Source organism: Roseomonas sp. E05 (assembly GCF_030063475.1).
Classification (GTDB): domain Bacteria; phylum Pseudomonadota; class Alphaproteobacteria; order Acetobacterales; family Acetobacteraceae; genus Pseudoroseomonas.
In genome coordinates, this window is the sequence record NZ_JASIRT010000002.1 from 223,894 (window position 1) to 243,036 (window position 19,143).

A 19,143-nucleotide genomic window follows, 5' to 3' on the forward strand; every position below is an offset into this window, starting at 1 on the left:
TTATAGTTGCCGATCCAGCCTGTCTCACAAAGCGGGCGTTGTGTCTCCGGCCGGACCTGAACGGCGCAGCGGCAGGAGCGCGGCCGCGAAAGCCGCCGCCAGCGCCACCGAGCAGAGCCACCAGCTCTGCCAGACTCCGAAGCTGGCGAGGAAGGTGACAAAGGCCGAAGCCATGGCGCCGCAGGCCGCTGCGGCTGCGGCCAGCCACCGCGCCGCGAGGCCCAGCAGCAGCAATGCCGTGGCGGCCAGAAGGCTGCCCGCCCAGCCGAGCTCCAGCCGGATCTGCAGCGGCCCGTTGTGGGGGTGCAACGGCATCAGCTCCAGATGGGGCGCGGCGAACCAGACATCCAAAGCGGGGCTGTGCACACCCAGCCGCGCCAACCGTTCCGGCTCGGGATGGCCCTTGCCGCCGGGCAGGGCACGCGCCGCCTCCATGCCCCAGCCCTGCAGCGGCTTCAGGGCGGCCGCCTCAAGGGCGAAGTCCCAGATCACCAGCCGGTGGATGGCGGAAGGCGGGAGGCGCTCCACCACCGGCGCCACCCGCGCCAGCGCGCTCGGAAGGGCGAGGGGCGTGGCCACCACCACCAGCGCCATCGCCGTGCCGAGGAGCAGCGGCACGGTGCGCGGCTGGTGGCGGCGCCGGGTCTCGACAGCCGCGGCGGCCACGGCAGCCAGTCCGGCCAGCATGGCGATCCGTGCCGTGTCGCCCGGCAGCCAGAGCACGATGCCGCCACCAAGGACCAGCAGCACGGCTTGCAGGCGCGGCGGGAAAGCGGTCCCGGCCAGCAACGGCAGCAACAGCGCCAGCAGCGAGATGGCAGGCTTCAGCCCGAAGGCCAGTTCCGGTGGGATCGTCCGCAGGCCGCGCACGGCCGCGCGCAGGCCAGAGTCGGTGGCGTGGTCGAGCACCGCCGCGGCGAGGCCGAGGACGAGGCCGGCCAGCAGCGCGTGGCCGAAAAGCCGGCGGTTCTCAGGGCTGTCGGCGGCGGCGGCGCGGCCGGCGGCGCCGGTCAGCAACACCAGCCCCATGAGGGAAAGGCCGGCGGTCAGCGCACGGCCCGGCTCCAGCGCCCAGAGCGCCGAGGCCGTGCCCCAGGCACCCAGCGCCAGCCCCGCCCAGACGGCGCCGCCGCGCGGCCAGGGCCAGGCCCCATGCGCGCGCCGCGCCAGCAGCACGCAGGCCACCAGGGCAAGCAGCGCCACCGGCGTCATCGCCTTGGATTGCAGGACCGCCGCCAGCGGCGCCACCAGCGCCGCAATGGCGAGCGGCGCGGTCGGTGCGCCCCAGTCGAAACGGGGGCGCGAGACGCGGTGGATCAAACGACGGTCAGCCCCTCGCGGCGGAGCTGGGCGGAGAGCGCATCGAGGGCGCGGCCGAACTTCTCCACCATCTCCTCCACCTCGGCCGCGGAGATCACCAGCGGCGGCGAGAAGGCGATGCTGTCATTCGGCAACGCGCGCAGGATCAGCCCGTGCTCCTCGCCCAGCGCGACCAGGCGGGCGGCGATCTTGCGGGCCGGGTCGAAGTTGCGGTGCTCCGCCAGGTCCTCAACCAGCTCGACCGCCCCCACGAGGCCGACGCCGCGCACCTCGCCCACCAGCGGGTGGTCGGTGAGGCGCTCGCGCAGGCGGCGCTGCATCAGCGCGCCAACCTCGGCGGCATGGGCGACGAGGTTCTGTTCGTCGTAGATCTTCAGCGTCTCGACCGCGACCGCGGCGGAAACCGGATGGCCGGAATAGGTGAAGCCATGGCCCCAGGTGCCGATCTGGTGGCTGCCGTCGGCCAGCGCCTCGAAGACGCGCTCATTCACCATCACCGCCGAGATCGGCAGGAAGGAGGAGGAGAGGGCCTTGGCGCAGGTCAGGATGTCCGGCCGCATCCCCATGGTCTGGCTGCCCCAGTAGTTGCCGGTGCGGCCGAAGCCGCAGATCACCTCGTCCGCCACCAGCAGCACGTCGTGCTTGCGCAGCACGGCCTGGATCTTCTCGAAATAGGTGGCGGGCGGCACGATCACGCCGCCGGCGCCCATCACCGGCTCGGCGAAGAAGGCGGCGACCGTCTCCGGGCCTTCCGCGACGATCATCGCGTCCAGCTCCTCGGCGAGGCGGGTGGCGAAATCCTCCTCGGACTCGCCGGGGCGCCCCTCGTGGTAGAAGTGCGGCGTCGCGGTGTGCAGGATGCCGGCGATCGGCAGGTCGAACAGCTTGTGGTTGGCCGGCAGGCCGGTCAGGCTGGCGGAGGCGATGGTGACGCCGTGGTAGCCCTTCTTGCGGGCGATCACCTTCTTCTTCTGCGGCCGGCCCATCGCGTTGTTGACGTACCAGATCATCTTCAGCGCGCTGTCATTCGCCTCCGAACCGGAGTTCGCGAAGAACACCTTGCTCATCGGCACCGGGGCGCGCTCGATCAGCATCTCGGCCAGCTCGATCATCGGCATGTGCGAGCGGCCGGTGAAGGCGTGGTAGAAGGGCAGCTTGCGCATCTGCTCGGTCGCGGCGCGCACCAGCCGCTCATTCTCGAAGCCGAGCGAGGCGCACCACAGGCCGGCCACCGTCTCGATATATTCTTTCCCCGCCTCGTCGGTGACGCGCACGCCCTTGCCGCTGGTGATGATCAGCGGGCCCTTTTCGCGGTGCACCTTCTGGTCCGTGTAGGGATGCAGGACATGGGCGATGTCCCGCGCGGCCGGCGAGTTGGCACCATGGGCGGGAGAGGCGGGCGGCGGAGGGGTCATGGCGGCGATCCTGCGGTAACGGGAAGTCACCAGACTACGCCTGCGGCACAGGATCGCAACCATGCTGCATTGGCCCGGAGATGGGGACGGATGCATGCCCCGCCCGCATGCCCGGCACGGCGGAATCGGCGGAACCCCGGCTGGCGGCCCTGATCTTCTCAGTACTGCCGTCCGCTGCCGGACAGCGGCATCGCACCGCCTCCGGGCAGGAAGGCAGGGGCGGAGCAGGCGCGACATGGTCCCGCCACCGGACATAGGGCGGCCGCCCTTCCCGCCGGCCAACCTGCGCAACCCTGGGACATGCCAGAATGGCCCGGCGCGGGAAGCAGGCACCGGACCCGCATGACCGCAGGAATGGCCAGGAACCGCAGCAGGAGCATGGCGGGCAGGGCGGTTCCGGCAAGGCCTCGCTGGAGGCGCGGAAGTGCCGCGACGCGAAGGGCGAGATCCATCGCCACCCCCAGAGCTACATGGAGGACGACCTCTCCCCGTGGGGGGTGGAAAAGGTGCATCGCCAGCCGCACGCTCTCGGGCTTCCGACCATTCTTGAGGTCCGGGACAACTCCGAGTGCCTGGCCGAGGAGCCCGGCGTCCCGCGGCGTTGAGGCGAGGGCGGGGCAGGGCGCTGGGCGACAGGTCCGCGCCCTCCCTGCCGGGCCGCCCGGCGAGAGCCGCGTCGGACATTCGTCAAGCGCCTGTCACGGAGCGGTCACGGCACCGTCGCATCCGTCCCCTATGGGGCGCTCGGACGCAATCCCCCGGCGGCGGCGGAATCGCCACCGGTCGGGGCCCAGCCGAGGGACGCCGGAATGCCGCCCAGCCCCGCCCAGCGCCGCTATCGCGCCCTTTTCCTCTCCGACACCCATCTCGGGATGCGCGGCTGCCGGGCCGACCTGCTGCTCGACTTCCTCAGGCAGGTGGAGTGCGAACACCTCTACCTGATTGGCGACATCGTGGATGGCTGGCGCCTCCGCCGCTCCTGGTACTGGGATCCGCTGCATGACCAGGTGATCCGTCGCGTGCTGGCGATGGCGCGCACCGGCACGCGCGTCACCTACATCCCCGGCAACCATGACGAGGTGTTCCGCGACTGGGCGGGGCCGGAATTCGCCGTGGCCGGCGTCAACCTCGTGCTGGAGGCCGAGCATGTGGCCGCCGACGGCCGCCGCTTCCTGCTGATCCATGGCGACGAGTTCGACAGCGTGGTGCGCTACGCCACGCTGCTCGCCCATCTCGGCGACGGAGCCTATGACGCCGCGCTCACCGCCAACCGCTGGTTCAACGCCGTGCGCCGGCGGCTGGGCTATCCCTACTGGTCGCTCTCGCAATGGCTGAAGCGGCAGGTGAAGGGGGCGGTGAAGGCGATCGACCGCTTCGAGGTGGCGCTGGCCGAGGAGGCCCGCCGCCGCGGCTTCGACGGTGTGATCTGCGGCCATATCCACCATGCCGAGATGCGCATGGTGAACGGCATCGCCTACATGAACGACGGCGACTGGGTGGAGAGCTGCAGTGCGCTGGCCGAGCATGCCGATGGCCGCTTCGAGCTGATCGACTGGGCCGCCGAGCAGCGCCGCCGCCATGGCGCGCCGCCGGTGCTGCCGGCGCCCACCCTGGTCTCCGCGCCCTGATGCGGCTGCTGGTCGTCTCCGACGCCTGGGCGCCCCAGGTGAACGGCGTGGTGCGCACCCTCACCATGACCACCGAGGCGCTGCGCCAGGGCGGCGACGCGGTGCTGGTGCTTGGCCCCGACCGCTTTCCCGGCCTGCCCGCGCCGGGCGAGCCGGCCCTTCGGCTGGCATTCTGCCCGCGCCGCCGCCTCGCCGCGCTGGTGTCGGAATTCGCGCCGCAGGCGGTGCACATCGCCACCGAAGGGCCGCTGGGCTGGACCATGCGCGGACTTTGCCGCGCATGGGGCTGGCGCTTCACCACCGCTTTCCATACTCGCTTTCCCGACTACCTCCGGGTGAGGTTCGGGGTGCCGGCGGCGCTGTCCTGGCGGGTGCTGCGTCGCTTCCACGCGCCGGCCGCCGGCACCTTCGTCGCCACCGAGGCGCTGCGCGAGGAACTGGCGGCGCAAGGCTTCGGCCATCTGCGGCGCTGGTCGCGCGGGGTGGACACGGCGCTGTTCCGGCCCGGCCTGCCGGACGCCTTTCCCGGTCTGCCGCGCCCCGTTTTCCTCCAGGCCGGCCGCATCGCCGCCGAGAAGGGGGTGGAACGCTTCCTGGCGCTGGACCTGCCCGGCTCGAAGGTGGTGGTGGGCGATGGCCCTGCGCGCGCGGCCCTGCAACGCCGCTTCCCGCAGGCGCACTTCACCGGATTCCTGCGTGGCGAGGCGCTGGCGGCGGCCTATGCCTCGGCTGACGTCTTCGTCTTTCCCTCCCGCACCGACACCTTCGGCCTGGTGCTGCTGGAGGCGCTGGCCTGCGGCACGCCGCTCGCCGCGCACCCGCAGCCCGGCCCGCTGGCGGTGACCGCGGGTGCCGCCGAACCCGTGGGCGCGCTCGACGAGGACCTGCGTGCCGCCTGCCTGCGCGCACTGGAGATCTCCCCCGCCGCCTGCCGTGCGCAGGCGGAGCGCTTCTCCTGGGCGGCCTGCGCCGCGCAGTTCCGCGCCCAGCTCGTGCCATTGCGTGGCTGAGCCGGGCGCGGGCGACCTTCAGCCGGCCGGCGTGTAGCGCCAGACGCTGGCGGGCGGGATGTTCCAGGGCGTCCAGGCCTCGCGCTGGGCCTGGAGCTGCAGCTTGCGCCAGGGCAGGGGCGAGGTGACGCAGTAGCTGTAGAGCAGGAAGCCGCGCCCTTCCGCCACCGACTGCACGCTCTGCAGGAAATGGCGCTGGCGCTCGATGGGCAGCAGCACCAGCGGGATGCCGCAGATGACCGTGCCGATACGCTGCCGCGCCTCGGGCGGCAGGCTGCGGGCCAGATCGAAGGCGTCGCCGCAGACCACCCGGACGCCCGGCAGCGTCTCGCGCAGCCAGGCTGCCATGCTGGGCACGATCTCCACGACGATCAGCCGCTCCGGCGGCACGCCGTGCCGCAGCAGCGCGCGGGAGAGGACGCCGGTGCCGGCGCCCAGTTCGAGGACGTATTCCTCCGGCTCCCGCCTCACCAGTTCGGCGACGCGCCGGCACAGGACAGGGGAGGAGGGCACCACCGAGCCCATCTGCAGCGGATTGGCCAGCCACCGGCGCAGGAACAGGGTGGCGTTGGCACGGTGGCGGGGCGCTGCCGCCAGCGGGCGGGGCAGGGTGTCGCGCATGTCAGGGCTCCCAGGCGCAGGAGCACCCCGTTAGCCGCCGGTCCGTGGCATCCGCGTGATGGGCCGGTGACGTTCCCGCGAAAGCCCGGCGATGCATCCATCAGCCCTGGCAGGGCGTTGCCCCAGCGGAGAACGGATTTGGTTCACGGAAGCCCGAATGCCTGTCACCCTGCGCCGCCGGTTCGCGCCGCAGCACCCGCTGTGCCCGGCGGCCGGATTTCAGTGCCGCAGGTGACGCAGGCGGCGGATCAGGGAGACGAGCCGATCCGGCAGGGGCTCGCGGGCAGCATCCTGGTACTGCTCGCGAATCCGTTCGTCGAGCCATCGCTGGCCCGCCGCTTCTTCCGGCGAGGCCGCGGGAGCGCGGGGGGCGGCTTCGGCCGCGTCGGGGCGCTGCGGGCCTTCCTCGGGAGGCGAGGGCGGAAAAGCGGGTTTGGCCATCGGCGTATTCTTCCAGCGTGGCATTCAGCTTACTGGAACTGGCAGGCTCATGACGATGTGAAAAGTGGCGTTCCCGGTATTCCTTGCCGTTTCCGGAACACTGTTGCAGGCCAGCTTCAGGATCGGGAAGCGGCCCGCATGGCGCGGAGAGGATGGTGGCGATGGCGCTGAACCCCGATGAGGCGGAAGGGCTCCTCAGCGAGTTGTGCCTTTATGCCCGGGCGGCGACTGGCTCCGGAGCGCTGGCGAATCGGGTGGTCGAGGCTGCGCTGCTCCACTTGGCGAAGGCCCCGCCGCGCATCAGCGATCCGCCGGCGCGGCTGCACCTCTTCCAGGCCGTCCAGGACCAGCTCGGCGCGTTGCCGGCGCCCGGGCAGGGCGCTGAAGGCATGGCCGACCTCGTGGCGCTGCTGGCAGGCGAGGCGCCCGCCCGCCCGCGGCAGCCCGGCCGGGCCGGGAACTTCGCAGATGCCTGGCTTTCCCGTCGGCTGGGACGCCTCTCCCCCCTGCGCCGCGAGGTGCTCCTGCTCTACCACCTGATCGGCTTCAGCACGGCCGAGATCGCCTGCATCATCCGGCGGGACGCTCCCTCCGTGGAGGCGATGCTGCGCGCGAGCTGGAAGCAGCTGGCGCCGCCGCCGCAGGCCGATATCCTGATCATCGAGGACGAGATGCTGATCGCGCTCGACCTCTCCATGCTGATGCGGGATCTGGGTCACCGTGTGCGCGGCATCGCCGCCGACCGCGCCGAGGCGGAGGCACTGCTGCAGCAGGGCGTGCCGGATCTGATCCTTTCCGACCTGCGGCTCGGCCTGCAACGGGACGAAGGCCAGCGCATCGTGGCCGCGCTGGGCGACGAAATTGCCGTGCCGGTGGTCTATGTCACCGCCTGCCCGGAGGATGCCCCCGGCACCGCGGATGATGGCCGGCCCGTCTATGTGGTGCCGAAGCCGTTCTGCAGCCTGAGCCTGAGCCTTGCGGTGTGCGACGCGCTGGCGGCGGCCGGGGAGCGGGACGGGAGCCTGAACTGAGGCGCGGCCGCTGCAACCTGCCCGGTCGCCATGGGTTGCTCCTGCATGGCCCGCCCCTCTTCGCCGGGCCCATGACAGGAGAATGACCATGTCGGCCACGGAGCCCCGCAAGGCGGATCGCACCCCCAGCGAAACGGATGCTGACAAGACGCGCGACGAGAAGCGGACGGACAACGAACTGGAAAAGGCTCTGGAAGACACCTTCCCCGCCAGCGATCCGCCCGCCACCTCCGACCCGAGCACGTCGGTCGGCTGGGAGAAGCCGGAGGGGTCCGGCAAGGGCTGAAGACCGGGCCGGCCTCACGGGGCCGGCCTTTATTTTCACCCCGCCGCCTGCGGCGGAAGGCGGATCTCGAAATGCGTCGCCGGCGCCCGCTCGATCACCAGCTCGCCCTCGAGCTGCTGCGCGCAGGACTGCACCAGCAGCATGCCGAAGCCCGCCGCCCGCATCGGCTCCAGCTCCTCGAAACCGACCCCGTCATCCTCCACCCAGAGCCGGAAGCCCTCCGGCACCTGCCGGAAGCCGACCACGATGCGCCCCGGCGTATCGGCGGAAAAGGCGTGGCGAACCGCGTTGCCCACCAGCTCGACAATGGCCAGGCCGAGCAGCAGGGCGCGGTCGGCGGGCAGGAGGGTGGCATCGGCCTCCACCGTCAGGGTGATGCCGCGATCGGCGGTGTAGACGCGCGCCAGATGATTGCAGATCCCGTGCAGATAGGCATCGAAGGCCACCTGCCCCTCGGCGCCACCCTGGGAGAGACTCTCGTGCAGCGCCGCCATGCCGTCCATGCGGTGAATGGCGCCTTCCAGCACCGGGCGCAGCCCCGGGTCGACGCGACGCGACTGCAGGCGCAGCAGGCTCGCCGTAAGCTGGAAGTTGTTCTTCACCCGGTGGGCCAGCTCCCGGTAGACCAGCTCCTGCCGGGCCAGCGCCTGCTGGCAGGCCTGCTCCATCCGCCGCTGTGGAGTGATGTCGATCAGCACGCCGGCAAGGCCGCCGGACTCACCCTGGGGAAGGCCGCGCATCAGCCGCCAGCGTGGCTTGCCATCGGCCGAGAGCACACGGAACTCCATGGCCAACTCGGGGCTGCGGCCGGCGAGCGCGGTGCTGGCGGCCGTGCGGAGCGCACCGACATCATCGGGGTCCAGCATGGTGTAGAACTGGCCGGCGCTCACCGGCTGCGCCCTCGGTTGCTGGCCCAGCAGCGCCCAGGCGCGGTCCGAGAGGTTCAGCGTGCTGCCATCGGCGGGCCATTCCCACTCGCCGATGCCTGCCAGATCCTGCACGCAGTGCAGGCGCTTCTGCAGGGCCTCCACCTCGTTCAGGGCCTGGTGCAGTTCGCCCGCCGCGAAAGCCACCGCCGTGCCGCTCAGCAGCGCGAGCAGCAGGCCGCAGGCCTCGGCAGGGGCGGAGCCGGTGGCCTGCAGCAGCCAGGCCTGGGTCAGCGCCTCCACGCCCACCACCGCCAGACCGGCTGGCCGGCCGGAAACCGTTCCCGCCAGCAGGATCGCCGGATAGAACAGCACGAGGCCCACCGCCGGCTGGCAGACGTCCAGCAGCGCCGCCCGGGCCAGCAGGCTTGCACCGGCACAGGCCAGCGCCACGGCGAGGCCGCCGCCGACGGTCGACATTCTAGGGAGCCGGGCAAAGATTCGGATCACGGGCACTTCATGGTCACAGCGCTCCTGCCGGATGCCGTTCGGCGGACCGGGGGGCGGGGAAACACCGGTGCAGCAGAGCTGGCAGGCGGCCCAAGCCTATGGCGCAAATCACGGCCGCATCCCAGGGAGGCGGCGCATCACGCTTGCGGGACCGTGACGGTTGCCTGCCCTTCACCCATTCACAACTGTGCCGCCATTCGGGTGCAGCACCTGGCCGGTCATGTAGGAGGCATCCGGCCCGGCCAGGAAGACGTAGCAAGGCGCCACCTCATCCGGCTCGCCGGGGCGGCCAAGCGGCGTGCTCTCGCCATGCTTCGCCGTCTTTTCCGCATCATAGCTGGCAGGAATCAGCGGCGTGCGGATCGGCCCCGGCGCCACGGCGTTCACCCGGACGCCCCGCGGGGCCAGCGAGATCGCCAGCGAGCGGGTGAGGCCGACGATCGCCGCCTTGGTCGAGGCGTAGTCGATCAGCGTGGGATGGCCATGATAGGCGGTGACGGAGGTCGAATTGACGATCGCGCCGCCTGCCGGGATGTGTGGCAGCGCCGCGCGGGTGACCCAGAACTGGGCAAGGATGTTGGTGCGGAAGGTGCGCTCCACCTGCTCGACCGGGATGGTGGCGAAGTCATGGTGAACGTGTTGCTCGCCGGCGTTGTTCACCAGGATGTCGATGCGGCCGAAGCGCGCCACGACCTCCCGCACCAGCCGCTCCGCCACGGCGGGGTCGCCGAGGTCACCGTGGCAGAGCAGGACCTGGCGGCCCGCCGCCTCGACCAGCCGTCCCGTCTCGCGCGCATCGTCATGCTCCTCCAGATAGGCGATGGCGACGTCCGCACCTTCCCGTGCGAAGCCGGCGGCCACCGCACGGCCGATGCCGCTGTCGCCGCCGGTGATCAGCGCCACCTTGCCTTCCAGCTTGCCGGCGGCGCGGTAGTCGCGCATCGCGGAACGGGGGGCGGGGTCCATCGCCCATTCGCGCCCGGGCTGGCGGGGCTGCACGGCGGGAGGGGGATCCTGCGGCTCGGTCATGACGCATCCTTCCGGGAGAGATGGCGGCGATGGGCCGGAACGCACGGAGAGGAGGCGCCCGGCCCGGGGCTTCCCGGCGCGGGCCGTGGAAGGCGCGGCGCGGGGCAGGCCAGGAAAGGCTCCTTCCGCGGATGCGACGGCCGGCGCTGCCGAGAACCCCTGCGGCTCCTGCCGGTTGCATCCCTCGGAGCCGGAGGCGCACCAGGGGGGAGGTTGCCGGCTTCCTGTCATCGAAGCTTCACACAACTGCAATGGAAGCGTCGCCTCCCTCGCCTAGAAGGCCCCCAACCGAGTTCGCCCGCAAGCCGTGAGCACGCGGTGGCCGGGCGCAGGAACGGAGAGACACGGTGAGCAATCGGCTTATGGCTCTGGCTGCGGGCATGGTGGCAACGATCGGCCTTTCGGCCGCGGGACATGCGCAGCAGGCGAGCATCACCGGCGCGGGTGCCAGCTTCCCCGCCCCGCTCTACCAGAAGTGGGGTGAGGCGGCCCGCGAGCCGACGGGCATCCAGCTGAACTACCAGTCGGTTGGCTCGGGTGCCGGCCAGGCGCAGATCCGCAACCGCACGGTTGACTTCGGTGCCTCTGACGCCCCGATGACGAACGAGCAGCTCGAGGAGAACAAGCTCCTCCAGTTCCCCTCCACCATGGGCAGCCTGGTGGCGGTGGTGAACGTGCCGGGCGTCGAGGACGGCAAGATGCGGCTGACCGGCGAGGTGCTGGCCGACATCTATCTCGGCAAGATCACCAAGTGGAATGATCCCCGCCTCGTCGAGCTGAACAAGGACCTGAAGCTGCCGAACCTGGCGATCGCTCCGGTGTACCGGGCGGACGGCTCCGGCACCACCTATGTCTGGGTTTCCTACCTCTCGGCCGTCGCGCCCGAGTTCAAGGACAAGGTCGGCGTCGGCACCTCCGTGAAGTGGGCCACCGGCACGGGCGCCCGCGGCAACGAGGGCGTGGCCGGCATGGTGCGCAACGTGCGGGGCGCCATCGGCTATGTCGAATACGCCTATGCCCACCAGAACAAGCTGATCGCCACCCAGCTGCGCAACAAGGCCGGCCAGTTCGTCAGCCCGACCACCGAGACCTTCGAGGCGGCCGCCTCCCATGCCGACTGGTCGGTGCCGAACTTCGCCGCCAACCTGGTGGACACCCAGGGCGAGAAGTCCTGGCCGATCGTCTCGCCGACCTTCATCCTGCTGCCGAAGAACCCGCAGGACGCGGCCCGCGAGCAGAACGTGATGAAGTTCTTCGACTGGGCCTATCGCGAGGGCGACAGCCTGGCCAGCCAGCTCGACTACATCCCGCTGCCGCAGGCCGTGGAGGACCAGGTCCGCGCCAAGTGGGCGCAGATCACGGTGGATGGCAAGCCCCTCTGGCCTGCCAAGTAAGACTGGCTGTAGACCGGAACGGAGGACGGGCAGTGCCGGAAGGTGCTGCCCGCTTCGCCACTCCAGGGCGCTGACGCGGCGCCCGACATCCCGGCGCAACGGAGCTCGACATTGCAGCAGGCCGTACCTGTTCCCGCGAACGCCCCGCCCGGCGGCACCGCCCGCCCCTCCGCACTCGGCGGCCGGGGTTCGGGGGCGACGGGCGATGCCATCTTCGCCGTGGCCTGCCGCTGCGCGGGCGTTTTCGTCCTGCTGCTGCTCGGCGCCATCATCGTGGAGCTTTTCCTGGGCGGGATGCAGGCCTTCAGGACCTTCGGCCTGAGCTTCGTCACCTCGACCGAGTGGGACCCGGTGCAGGAGCTGTTCGGCGCCGGCGTGTCCATCTACGGCACTGTCGTCACGGCCGTGCTGGCGCTGCTCCTCGCGGTCCCCGTGGCCTTCGGCGTCGCCTTCTACCTGACCGAGCTGGCGCCCAACTGGCTGCGCCGCCCGGTCGGCATGGCCATCGAGCTGCTGGCCGCCATCCCCTCGATCATCTACGGCATGTGGGGCTTCTTCGTGATCGTCCCGCTGATGTCGATCTATATCCAGCCCTTCTTCATCGACACCCTCGGCGAATTGCCGCTCATCGGCGAGCTGTTCTCGGGGGCGCCCTTCGGCACCGGCATCTTCACCGCGGCGCTGATCCTGGCGATCATGGTGCTGCCCTTCATCGCCGCCACCATGCGCGACGTGTTCGAGACCGTGCCGGCGGTGTTCAAGGAGAGCGCCTACGGCCTGGGCTGCACCCAGTGGGAAGTGGTGCGCAGGGTGGTGCTGCCCTATACGCGGATCTCGGTGGTTGGCGGCATCATGCTCGGCCTCGGCCGCGCCCTGGGCGAGACCATGGCGGTCACCTTCGTCATCGGCAACGCCAACCGCATCTCCACCAGCCTGTTCGGTCCGGGAAACACCATCGCATCGGTGATCGCGCTGGAATTCGGCGAGGCGCAGCTCGGCAGCCTGAAGCTCTCGGCACTGCTGGGGCTCGGCTTCATCCTCTTCGTCATTTCCTTCATCGTGCTGGCCGCCTCGCGCTTCCTGCTGCGCACGCGGCTGCAGGGCTGAACCCAATGAGCGCAACGACCCTGTCGCACGCGACCTCGCCGGCCAAGGACCCGAAGGTGGCCGCCGCGCTCGGCCGGCGCCGCCGCCAGGTGGCGCTGGCGGTGAAGGCCGCCTGCTACGCCGCCACGGCCCTCGGCCTGCTGCTGCTGCTCTCGATCCTGGTGACGCTGTTCTGGAACGGCTTCTCGGCCCTGTCGCTGAGCGTGTTCACCACCGTCACCAAGCCGCCCGGCTCGAATGGCGGCCTGCTGAACCCGATCATCGGCAGCCTGATCCAGACCGTCATCGGCACGGCCGTCGGCACGCCGATCGGCCTGCTGGTCGGCACCTATCTCGCTGAGTACGACAAGGGCTCGCCGCTGGCCAACGCGGTGCGCTTCGTCTCCGACATCCTGCTCTCGGCGCCCTCGATCCTCATCGGCCTGTTCGTCTACCAGAGCCTGGTCGTGCCCTTCGGCGGGTTCTCCGGCTGGGCCGGCTCGGCGGCGCTTGCGGTGATCGTCATCCCCATCGTCGTCCGCACCACGGAGGACATGCTGCGCCTGCTGCCGGACACGCTGCGCGAGGCGGTGATCGGGCTCGGCGCGCCGAAGTGGAAGATGATCACCCTGGTCTGCTGGCGGGCTGCGGCGAGCGGCATCATGACCGGCATTCTGCTGGCGATCGCCCGTGTGGCCGGCGAAACGGCCCCGCTGCTGTTCACCTCGCTCGGCAACCTGAACTGGTCGGTCAACCTGAGCGCGCCGATGTCCAGCCTGCCGATCACCATCTTCGCCTATGCCGGATCGCCCTATGAGGACTGGATCGCACTGGCCTGGGCGGGTGCCTTGATCATCACGCTTGGCGTGCTCGGGCTCAACATCATCGCGCGCCTCGCGCTGCGCGGCAGGAAGTGAGGACACCATGGGCGATTCCGTGACCCAGACCACCCCCGCGGATGCCGCGGGCCTCGGCGGGCTGCGGGCCCGCTCCGGGGCGGCGCTCAACGAGGCGCGGCTTTCGGTGCGCGAGCTGGACTTCTACTATGGGGCCCACAAGGCGCTGAAGAACATCAGCCTCGACCTGCCGGACCGGCAGGTGACAGGCATGATCGGCCCCTCCGGCTGCGGCAAGTCCACCCTGCTGCGGGTGCTCAACCGCATGTACAGCCTCTATCCGGGCCAGCGGGCCACCGGGCAGGTGCTGCTGGACGGCAAGAACATCCTCGACGCCGATGTGGACATGAACGCGCTGCGCTCCCGCATCGGCATGGTGTTCCAGAAGCCGACGCCCTTCCCGATGACGATCTACGAGAACATCGCCTTCGGCATCCGGCTGCACGAGCGGCTCTCCCGCGCGCAGATGGACGAGCGGGTGGAATGGGCGCTCACCCGCGCCGCCATCTGGGGCGAGGTGAAGGACCGGCTGAACACCAACGCCATGGGCCTCTCGGGCGGGCAGCAGCAGCGGCTCTGCATCGCCCGCACCATCGCCGTGCGGCCGGAGGTGATCCTGCTCGACGAGCCGACCTCGGCGCTCGATCCGCTCTCCACGCTGAAGATCGAGGAGTTGATCGACGAGCTGAAACGTGACTTCACCATCGCCATCGTCACGCACAACATGCAGCAGGCGGCGCGCTGCGCCGACCAGGTGGCCTTCTTCTATCTCGGCGAGCTGATCGAGATCGCGCCGGCGGAGCAGATGTTCACCGCGCCCAAGCGGAAGCAGACGCAGGAATACATCACCGGCCGGTTCGGCTGACCGGGGGAAGGCCATGGAAAACCCGCAAAGCGAGCACATCGTGCGATCCTATGAAGAGCAGCTGAAGCGCCTGCGCGAGCTGGTGGCTCGCATGGGTGGCCTCGCCGAGCGCCAGGTGGCCGATGCCGTCACCGCGCTCATCCGCCGCGACGTCGAACTGGCCAGCGAGGTGATCGGCCGCGATGGCGAGATCGATGCGCTGGAAAGCGAGATCGAGAACTTCTGTGTCCGCCTGCTGGCGCTGCGCCAGCCGATGGCGGCCGACCTGCGGCTGATCGTCGCGGCGATGAAGATCTCGACCGACATCGAGCGCATTGGCGACTACGCCCGCAACGCGGCGAAGCGCGCCATCGTCATCGCGCAGCAGCCGCAACTCGGCAGCCTGAACGGCTTCCAGTGGATGGCCAAGCTGGTGCAGGAGAACCTGAAGGACGCGATGGACGCGCTGGTCAAGGAAGACCCGGCGGTGGCTGAACGCGTCTGGGGCGCCGACGCACCGGTGGACGACATCTACAACGGCATCTTCCGCGAGATGCTGACACACATGATGGAGGACCCGCGCAACATCACGGCGGCCACCCATCTGCTGTTCATCGCGAAGAACCTGGAGCGCATCGGCGACCACGCGACCAACATCGCCGAGACCGTGCACTACGCGCTGCTCGGGCGGAACCTGCCGGAGGACCGGCCGAAGTCGGATTCCTCCGCCTATACCGTTGTCCGGCCGCCGGTCTGAGCGGACGAAGAAGGGCCGCCCCGATGGCTGAACCGAATACCGGCCTCTCCCGCCCGACCATCCTGGTGGTGGAGGACGAGGCACCGCTGCTGACGCTGCTGCGCTACAACCTGGAGAAGCAGGGCTTCCAGGTGGACGAGGCCGCCGATGGCCAGGAGGCGCTGATGCGCGTGGCCGAGGCGCCGCCCGACCTCGTGCTGCTGGACTGGATGCTGCCGGCGCTCTCCGGGCTTGAGGTGTGCCGCCAGCTCCGCCGCCGCCCGGATACCCGCAGCATGCCCATCATCATGGTCACCGCCCGCACCGAGGACCAGGACGCGGTGCGGGCGCTCGACACCGGCGCCGATGACTACATCGCCAAGCCCTTCGTCATGGAGGCGCTGCTGGCGCGCATCCGCGCGCTGCTGCGCCGCTCCGGCAGCATCGCGGCCAAGGGCACGCTGAGCTGGCATGACGTGACGATGGACCAGGATGCACATCGCGTCTCGCGCGGTGGCCGCGCGCTGCATCTCGGCCCCACCGAGTACCGGCTGCTGGAGTTCTTCCTGCAGCACCCGGGCCGTGTCTTCTCGCGCGAGCAGCTGCTGGACGCCGTCTGGGGCCGCGACATCCATGTCGAGCCGCGCACGGTGGACGTGCATATCCGCCGGCTGCGCAAGGCGGTGAACGGGGAGGGCGAGGTGGACATCATCCGCACCGTCCGCAGCGCCGGCTACGCCCTCGATCTGGAAGATCGCTGACGGGAGAGGTCCGGGCGGGGTGAGGAACCCCGCCCGGCGGCGGCTCAGCGCCGGCGCCCGTCCAGGCTCAGGGCGCCCGGGCCGGCGAACACCAGATACAGGAAGATGAAGCAGAACAGGATGGCCGCGTCGCCGCCATTCAGGACGGGGAAGAAGCTGCGCGGCGCGTGCGCCATGAAATAGGCCACCGCCATCTGCCCCGCGAGCACGAAGGCGGCCGGCCGCGTGAACAGGCCCAGCACCAGTAGCAGTCCGCCGAAGAGTTCGAGAACCCCCGCCACCCAGGAGAGCGTGAAGGCGGCGGGCAGGCTGCCGCTCGCGGGCGGCGCCGGAAAGCCCAGCAGCTTTTGGGTGCCGTGCTCGATGAACAGCAGCGCGGCCATGATGCGCAGCGCGGCCAGTGCATAGGGCGCCAGGCGCTGCAAGGCGGAGGATGTCGCCAAGGTTGTTCTCCTTCGGGTTGAAACATGGTCCCGCTCTCAGGCCGGCAGATGGCCTCGGGCGGCAAGGGGCAAAATAGGCTCCCCCCCCCCGTCAGGGGCGCCAGGGCAGAGTGCCGGCCGGCAGGCGCCGCCCGAGCAGCGTGGCCGCCGCCATCAGCCCCGCCACCAGCAGCAGAGAGAGGCAGGAGACCGCCGCCGCCTGCGGGCTCTGGCCGCCGTCCTGCAGGTTGAACACCAGCACGCCGAGCGTCACCGTGCCGGGGCCGCGCAGCAGGCTGCTGACCGTCACCTCGTTCACCGCCAGCAGCATGACGAGGATCGCGCCTGCCGCCAGCGCAGGGGCGAGGGGCGGCAGGTGGATCACCACCAGGCGCAGCATCGGCCCCGCTCCCATGCCGCGCGCGGCGTGTTCCAGCGCCGGGTCCAGCCGCGCCGCCGCGGCGGCCACCGGCCGCAGGGCGAGGGCCTGGAAGCGGGCCAGGTAGGCGAAGAGGATCAGGCCCAGCGTGCCATAGACGGCGCCGCCGCCCGGCAGCCCGAGCACCAGCAGGATGACGGAGACGGCGGTGCAGGCGCCGGGCAGGGCATAGGGAAGGTCGGCCCCCATCGTCGCCCAGCGCACGGGGCGGTGGCGCAGGGCCAGCGCGACGGGCAGCGCCGCGAGGGCGAGCAGCAGGGCCGCGACGCCCGACAGGAGAAGAGAGTTGCCGAGCGCCGCGAAGGTATGCGCGCCAGGGGCCAGGGTGGCGGCGAAGTGCCGCAGCGTGATGGTGGCCGGCGAGACCGGCACGCCCATCGCCGGCACCAGCGCCGAGACCGTCAGCGCGGCGAGGGGCAGCGCCAGCACCAGCGCCAGATAGAGACCGAGCGGAACCAGGGCGGCACGGGCGAGGGGGCTGGCGGCGATCGGCTCGAAGGGCCGGCCCGCTGCCCAGCCGGAGCGCCGCGCCGCCACGAACTGCGTCAGCAGGCCGGGCAGGGCGAGCAGCGCCAGCAGCAGCGACAGCACCGCCACCTGCGACAGCGCCGCCGGTCCGGTGGCGGAGAGCCGCTGCCAGATCAGCACCGTCAGCAGGGTATAGCGGCCGGGAATGCCAAGCAGCGCGGCGATGCCGAAATTGCCCAGCGCCGCCACGAAGGCGAGGCCCGCCCCTGCCAGCACGCCCGGCAGCAGCAGCGGCCAGACCACTCGCCGCAGCGCCACGCCGGGGCTGGCGCCCATGCCGCGGGCGGCGGGCAGCAATTCGCCCGGCACCCGGCGCACCAGCGCGGCGATCGCCAGCAGCACCAGCGGCGCGCCCTGGATGCCGAGCAGCAGCATCATGCCGCCCGCGCCGTAGAACGGGTTGGTGGTGCCCAGCGGCGGGGCGAGGCCGAGCGCCAGCAGCAGCGGCGAGGAGGGGCCGCCCATCTGGATGAAGGCCAGCGCCAGGATCTGCGCCGGCACCAGCAGCGGCAGGATGCAGAGGAAGATCAGCCCGCGCCGCCATGGGAGGTCGCGCAGCAGCAGCAGCCCGGCCTGGGCGGTGCCCAGCAGGGTGGCCAGCACTGCCGCACCGCCCGCCACCAGGAGGCTGCGCCCGGCGGCGCGCCAGACGCCCGCGTCTTCGAACAGCCGGGGCAGGGCCGGGCCGACGGCCTCGGCCAGCAGGCGCAGCGCCGGCGCCAAGCCGACCAGGCTCAGCCAGACCAGTGCCAAGGTCGGGAAGACAGGCAGCCGCCAGCGCTGGCGCAGGGCGGCGCCGCGCAGCCGCAGGGGTTTCGACGTCGCCCGCGAGGGCGCCGCCGGAGGGTTACTGACCGACAATCTGGTTGAAGCGGCGCAGATCCTGCTCCCGGTTCTCCACCGCCTGATGAGCGTCGAAGGGCAGCAGCTTGATGGTCTTGGGGTCGGGGAAGCCCTCCGGCGGCGCCACATTGGGATCCGCCGGCAGGAAGCCCTGGCTGGAGGCCAGTTCCTGACCCTCCTTGGAGAGCAGGAAGGAGATGAAGGCGGCCGCCGCCTCCGGGTTCTTGCTGGACTTCAGGATCGCCGCCGGTTCGGTAATGGCGCTGACGCCCTCCTCCGGGAAGATGAAACGCACCGGGGCGCCCTTCGCCGCCTCGCGGATCGGCATGTAGTCCACCACCATGCCGAAGGCGCGCTCGCCGCCGGCCACCGCCTGCATCACCGCGCCATTGCCGCCGCGCGGCTGCAGCCCGGCCTTGGCCAGCTTCTCCCAGTAGTCCCAGCCGAGCCCGGGCGCCTGCGCCACCGCCTGGACATGGATCGCCGCCGCGCCGGAGACGCTGGGCGAAGGCATGGCGGTCATGTTCCGTGCCTCGGGGCGAAGCAGGTCGGCCCAGCTCTTCGGGGTGAAGGGGGCGCGGGTGTTCATCACGATGCCGGTGGTCAGCAGCTTGGTGCCGAAATAGGTGCGGCCGGCGTCATGCACGGCGGCGGGCGTGTTGCCCGTCTGCACCTCCGGGCTCGGCCGCAGCAGGCCCTCCTGCTTCAGCCCCTCGAAGGTCAGGCTGTCGGCCAGCAGCAGCACGTCGGCCTTCGGTGCGCCAGCGGCGATCTCGGCCCGCAGGCGCGGCATGATCTGGTTGGTGCCGCCGCGGACCCACTCGACCTTCACCTGCGGATAGCGCTTCTGGAACAGCTCCACGGTGCGCGCGGCATCCGGCTCAAGCTGGCTGGTGTAGAGCACCAGCGAGCCGGAAGGCTCCGCCTGGGCCGTGGTGGCGGCCAGGGGCAGGAAGGGGGTCGCCAGGACCGAGAGGCCCAGCAGCAGAAAGCTCGAACGCCGCATCATGTCGTGTCCTTACCCGGGAAGGCGGCGT

Annotated in this window: 20 protein-coding genes; 11 read left to right on the forward strand and 9 right to left on the reverse strand. The window is 70.9% G+C overall.

The genetic code is table 11. The features are described 5' to 3' along the window. Positions 1–24: 24 nt before the first annotated feature. Both QMO56_RS03495 and QMO56_RS03500 read right to left on the reverse strand, forming a co-directional pair. On the reverse strand, positions 25–1,320 hold the full coding sequence (locus QMO56_RS03495) for an O-antigen ligase family protein (RefSeq protein ID WP_283523648.1): 1,296 nt from the start codon (positions 1,318–1,320) through the stop codon (positions 25–27). Then, positions 1,317–2,735 carry an aspartate aminotransferase family protein gene (locus QMO56_RS03500; protein WP_283523649.1) on the reverse strand — a complete coding sequence of 473 codons (1,419 nt, stop codon included), beginning with the start codon at positions 2,733–2,735 and terminating at the stop codon, positions 1,317–1,319. Before QMO56_RS03500 ends, QMO56_RS03495 begins: the two co-directional genes overlap by 4 nt. Before the next feature lie 308 nt (positions 2,736–3,043). Between QMO56_RS03500 and QMO56_RS03505 the strand changes: the two genes are divergently transcribed. The 3 genes from QMO56_RS03505 to QMO56_RS03515 all read left to right on the forward strand — a co-directional run bounded on the left by QMO56_RS03505 (position 3,044) and on the right by QMO56_RS03515 (position 5,373). Next, positions 3,044–3,340 (forward strand): hypothetical protein, encoded by a 297-nt coding sequence (locus QMO56_RS03505; protein ID WP_283523650.1) that lies wholly within the window; start codon positions 3,044–3,046, stop codon positions 3,338–3,340. Between the two features lie 204 nt (positions 3,341–3,544). Next, on the forward strand, positions 3,545–4,363 hold the full coding sequence (locus QMO56_RS03510; RefSeq protein WP_283523651.1) for a UDP-2,3-diacylglucosamine diphosphatase: 819 nt from the start codon (positions 3,545–3,547) through the stop codon (positions 4,361–4,363). Further along, positions 4,363–5,373: a glycosyltransferase family 1 protein gene (locus QMO56_RS03515; protein ID WP_283523652.1), complete on the forward strand. Its 1,011-nt coding sequence runs from the start codon at positions 4,363–4,365 to the stop codon at positions 5,371–5,373. The genes QMO56_RS03510 and QMO56_RS03515 overlap by 1 nt, the downstream gene beginning before the upstream one ends. 18 nt (positions 5,374–5,391) lie before the next feature. Here QMO56_RS03515 and QMO56_RS03520 read toward each other — a convergent pair whose 3' ends face one another. Both QMO56_RS03520 and QMO56_RS03525 read right to left on the reverse strand, forming a co-directional pair. Further along, positions 5,392–5,994, reverse strand: coding sequence for a class I SAM-dependent methyltransferase (locus QMO56_RS03520; RefSeq protein ID WP_283523653.1), 603 nt, complete (start codon positions 5,992–5,994; stop codon positions 5,392–5,394). A gap of 219 nt (positions 5,995–6,213) precedes the next feature. Beyond that, the gene (locus QMO56_RS03525) at positions 6,214–6,435 is read right to left on the reverse strand and encodes a NepR family anti-sigma factor (protein WP_283523654.1); all 222 of its coding nucleotides are present in this window, start codon (positions 6,433–6,435) and stop codon (positions 6,214–6,216) included. Positions 6,436–6,596: 161 nt separating this feature from the next. On the opposite strand from QMO56_RS03525, the gene QMO56_RS03530 reads away from it, so the two are divergent. Further along, positions 6,597–7,466, forward strand: coding sequence for a sigma factor-like helix-turn-helix DNA-binding protein (locus QMO56_RS03530; RefSeq protein ID WP_283523655.1), 870 nt, complete (start codon positions 6,597–6,599; stop codon positions 7,464–7,466). 88 nt (positions 7,467–7,554) lie between these two features. Then, positions 7,555–7,752 (forward strand): hypothetical protein, encoded by a 198-nt coding sequence (locus QMO56_RS03535; protein WP_283523656.1) that lies wholly within the window; start codon positions 7,555–7,557, stop codon positions 7,750–7,752. A 35-nt stretch (positions 7,753–7,787) separates the two neighbouring features. On the opposite strand, the gene QMO56_RS03540 is transcribed toward QMO56_RS03535, so the two are convergent. Together QMO56_RS03540 and QMO56_RS03545 are read right to left on the reverse strand one after the other, a co-directional pair. Continuing rightward, positions 7,788–9,098 (reverse strand): sensor histidine kinase, encoded by a 1,311-nt coding sequence (locus tag QMO56_RS03540; protein ID WP_283523657.1) that lies wholly within the window; start codon positions 9,096–9,098, stop codon positions 7,788–7,790. A gap of 201 nt (positions 9,099–9,299) precedes the next feature. Beyond that, entirely contained in the window at positions 9,300–10,157 is an 858-nt protein-coding gene (locus tag QMO56_RS03545; protein ID WP_283523658.1) for a glucose 1-dehydrogenase, read from the reverse strand. Between the two features lie 347 nt (positions 10,158–10,504). Here QMO56_RS03545 and pstS point away from each other — a divergent pair, with 347 nt between their 5' ends. From pstS to phoB, 6 genes are all read left to right on the forward strand, one after another. Continuing rightward, the gene (gene pstS / locus QMO56_RS03550; protein WP_408906498.1) at positions 10,505–11,551 is read left to right on the forward strand and encodes a phosphate ABC transporter substrate-binding protein PstS; all 1,047 of its coding nucleotides are present in this window, start codon (positions 10,505–10,507) and stop codon (positions 11,549–11,551) included. A gap of 111 nt (positions 11,552–11,662) precedes the next feature. After that, positions 11,663–12,658, forward strand: coding sequence for a phosphate ABC transporter permease subunit PstC (pstC, locus tag QMO56_RS03555; RefSeq protein WP_283523659.1), 996 nt, complete (start codon positions 11,663–11,665; stop codon positions 12,656–12,658). A gap of 5 nt (positions 12,659–12,663) precedes the next feature. Further along, positions 12,664–13,554, forward strand: coding sequence for a phosphate ABC transporter permease PstA (gene pstA, locus QMO56_RS03560; RefSeq protein ID WP_283523660.1), 891 nt, complete (start codon positions 12,664–12,666; stop codon positions 13,552–13,554). A 7-nt stretch (positions 13,555–13,561) separates the two neighbouring features. Beyond that, positions 13,562–14,398 (forward strand): phosphate ABC transporter ATP-binding protein PstB, encoded by an 837-nt coding sequence (gene pstB, locus QMO56_RS03565; protein WP_283523661.1) that lies wholly within the window; start codon positions 13,562–13,564, stop codon positions 14,396–14,398. 13 nt (positions 14,399–14,411) lie between these two features. After that, positions 14,412–15,134 carry a phosphate signaling complex protein PhoU gene (gene phoU / locus QMO56_RS03570; protein ID WP_283523662.1) on the forward strand — a complete coding sequence of 241 codons (723 nt, stop codon included), beginning with the start codon at positions 14,412–14,414 and terminating at the stop codon, positions 15,132–15,134. Between the two features lie 23 nt (positions 15,135–15,157). Beyond that, on the forward strand, positions 15,158–15,874 hold the full coding sequence (gene phoB / locus QMO56_RS03575; protein WP_283523663.1) for a phosphate regulon transcriptional regulator PhoB: 717 nt from the start codon (positions 15,158–15,160) through the stop codon (positions 15,872–15,874). Positions 15,875–15,918: 44 nt separating this feature from the next. Here phoB and QMO56_RS03580 read toward each other — a convergent pair whose 3' ends face one another. The 3 genes from QMO56_RS03580 to QMO56_RS03590 form a co-directional block, all read right to left on the reverse strand. Then, positions 15,919–16,317: a DoxX family protein gene (locus tag QMO56_RS03580; protein WP_283523664.1), complete on the reverse strand. Its 399-nt coding sequence runs from the start codon at positions 16,315–16,317 to the stop codon at positions 15,919–15,921. Positions 16,318–16,408: 91 nt separating this feature from the next. After that, positions 16,409–18,124 carry an iron ABC transporter permease gene (locus QMO56_RS03585; RefSeq protein ID WP_283523665.1) on the reverse strand — a complete coding sequence of 572 codons (1,716 nt, stop codon included), beginning with the start codon at positions 18,122–18,124 and terminating at the stop codon, positions 16,409–16,411. Then, complete coding sequence (locus QMO56_RS03590) at positions 18,111–19,115, reverse strand: ABC transporter substrate-binding protein (RefSeq protein ID WP_283523666.1); 1,005 nt, start codon at positions 19,113–19,115, stop codon at positions 18,111–18,113. Before QMO56_RS03590 ends, QMO56_RS03585 begins: the two co-directional genes overlap by 14 nt. Between the last annotated feature and the right edge of the window lie 28 nt (positions 19,116–19,143).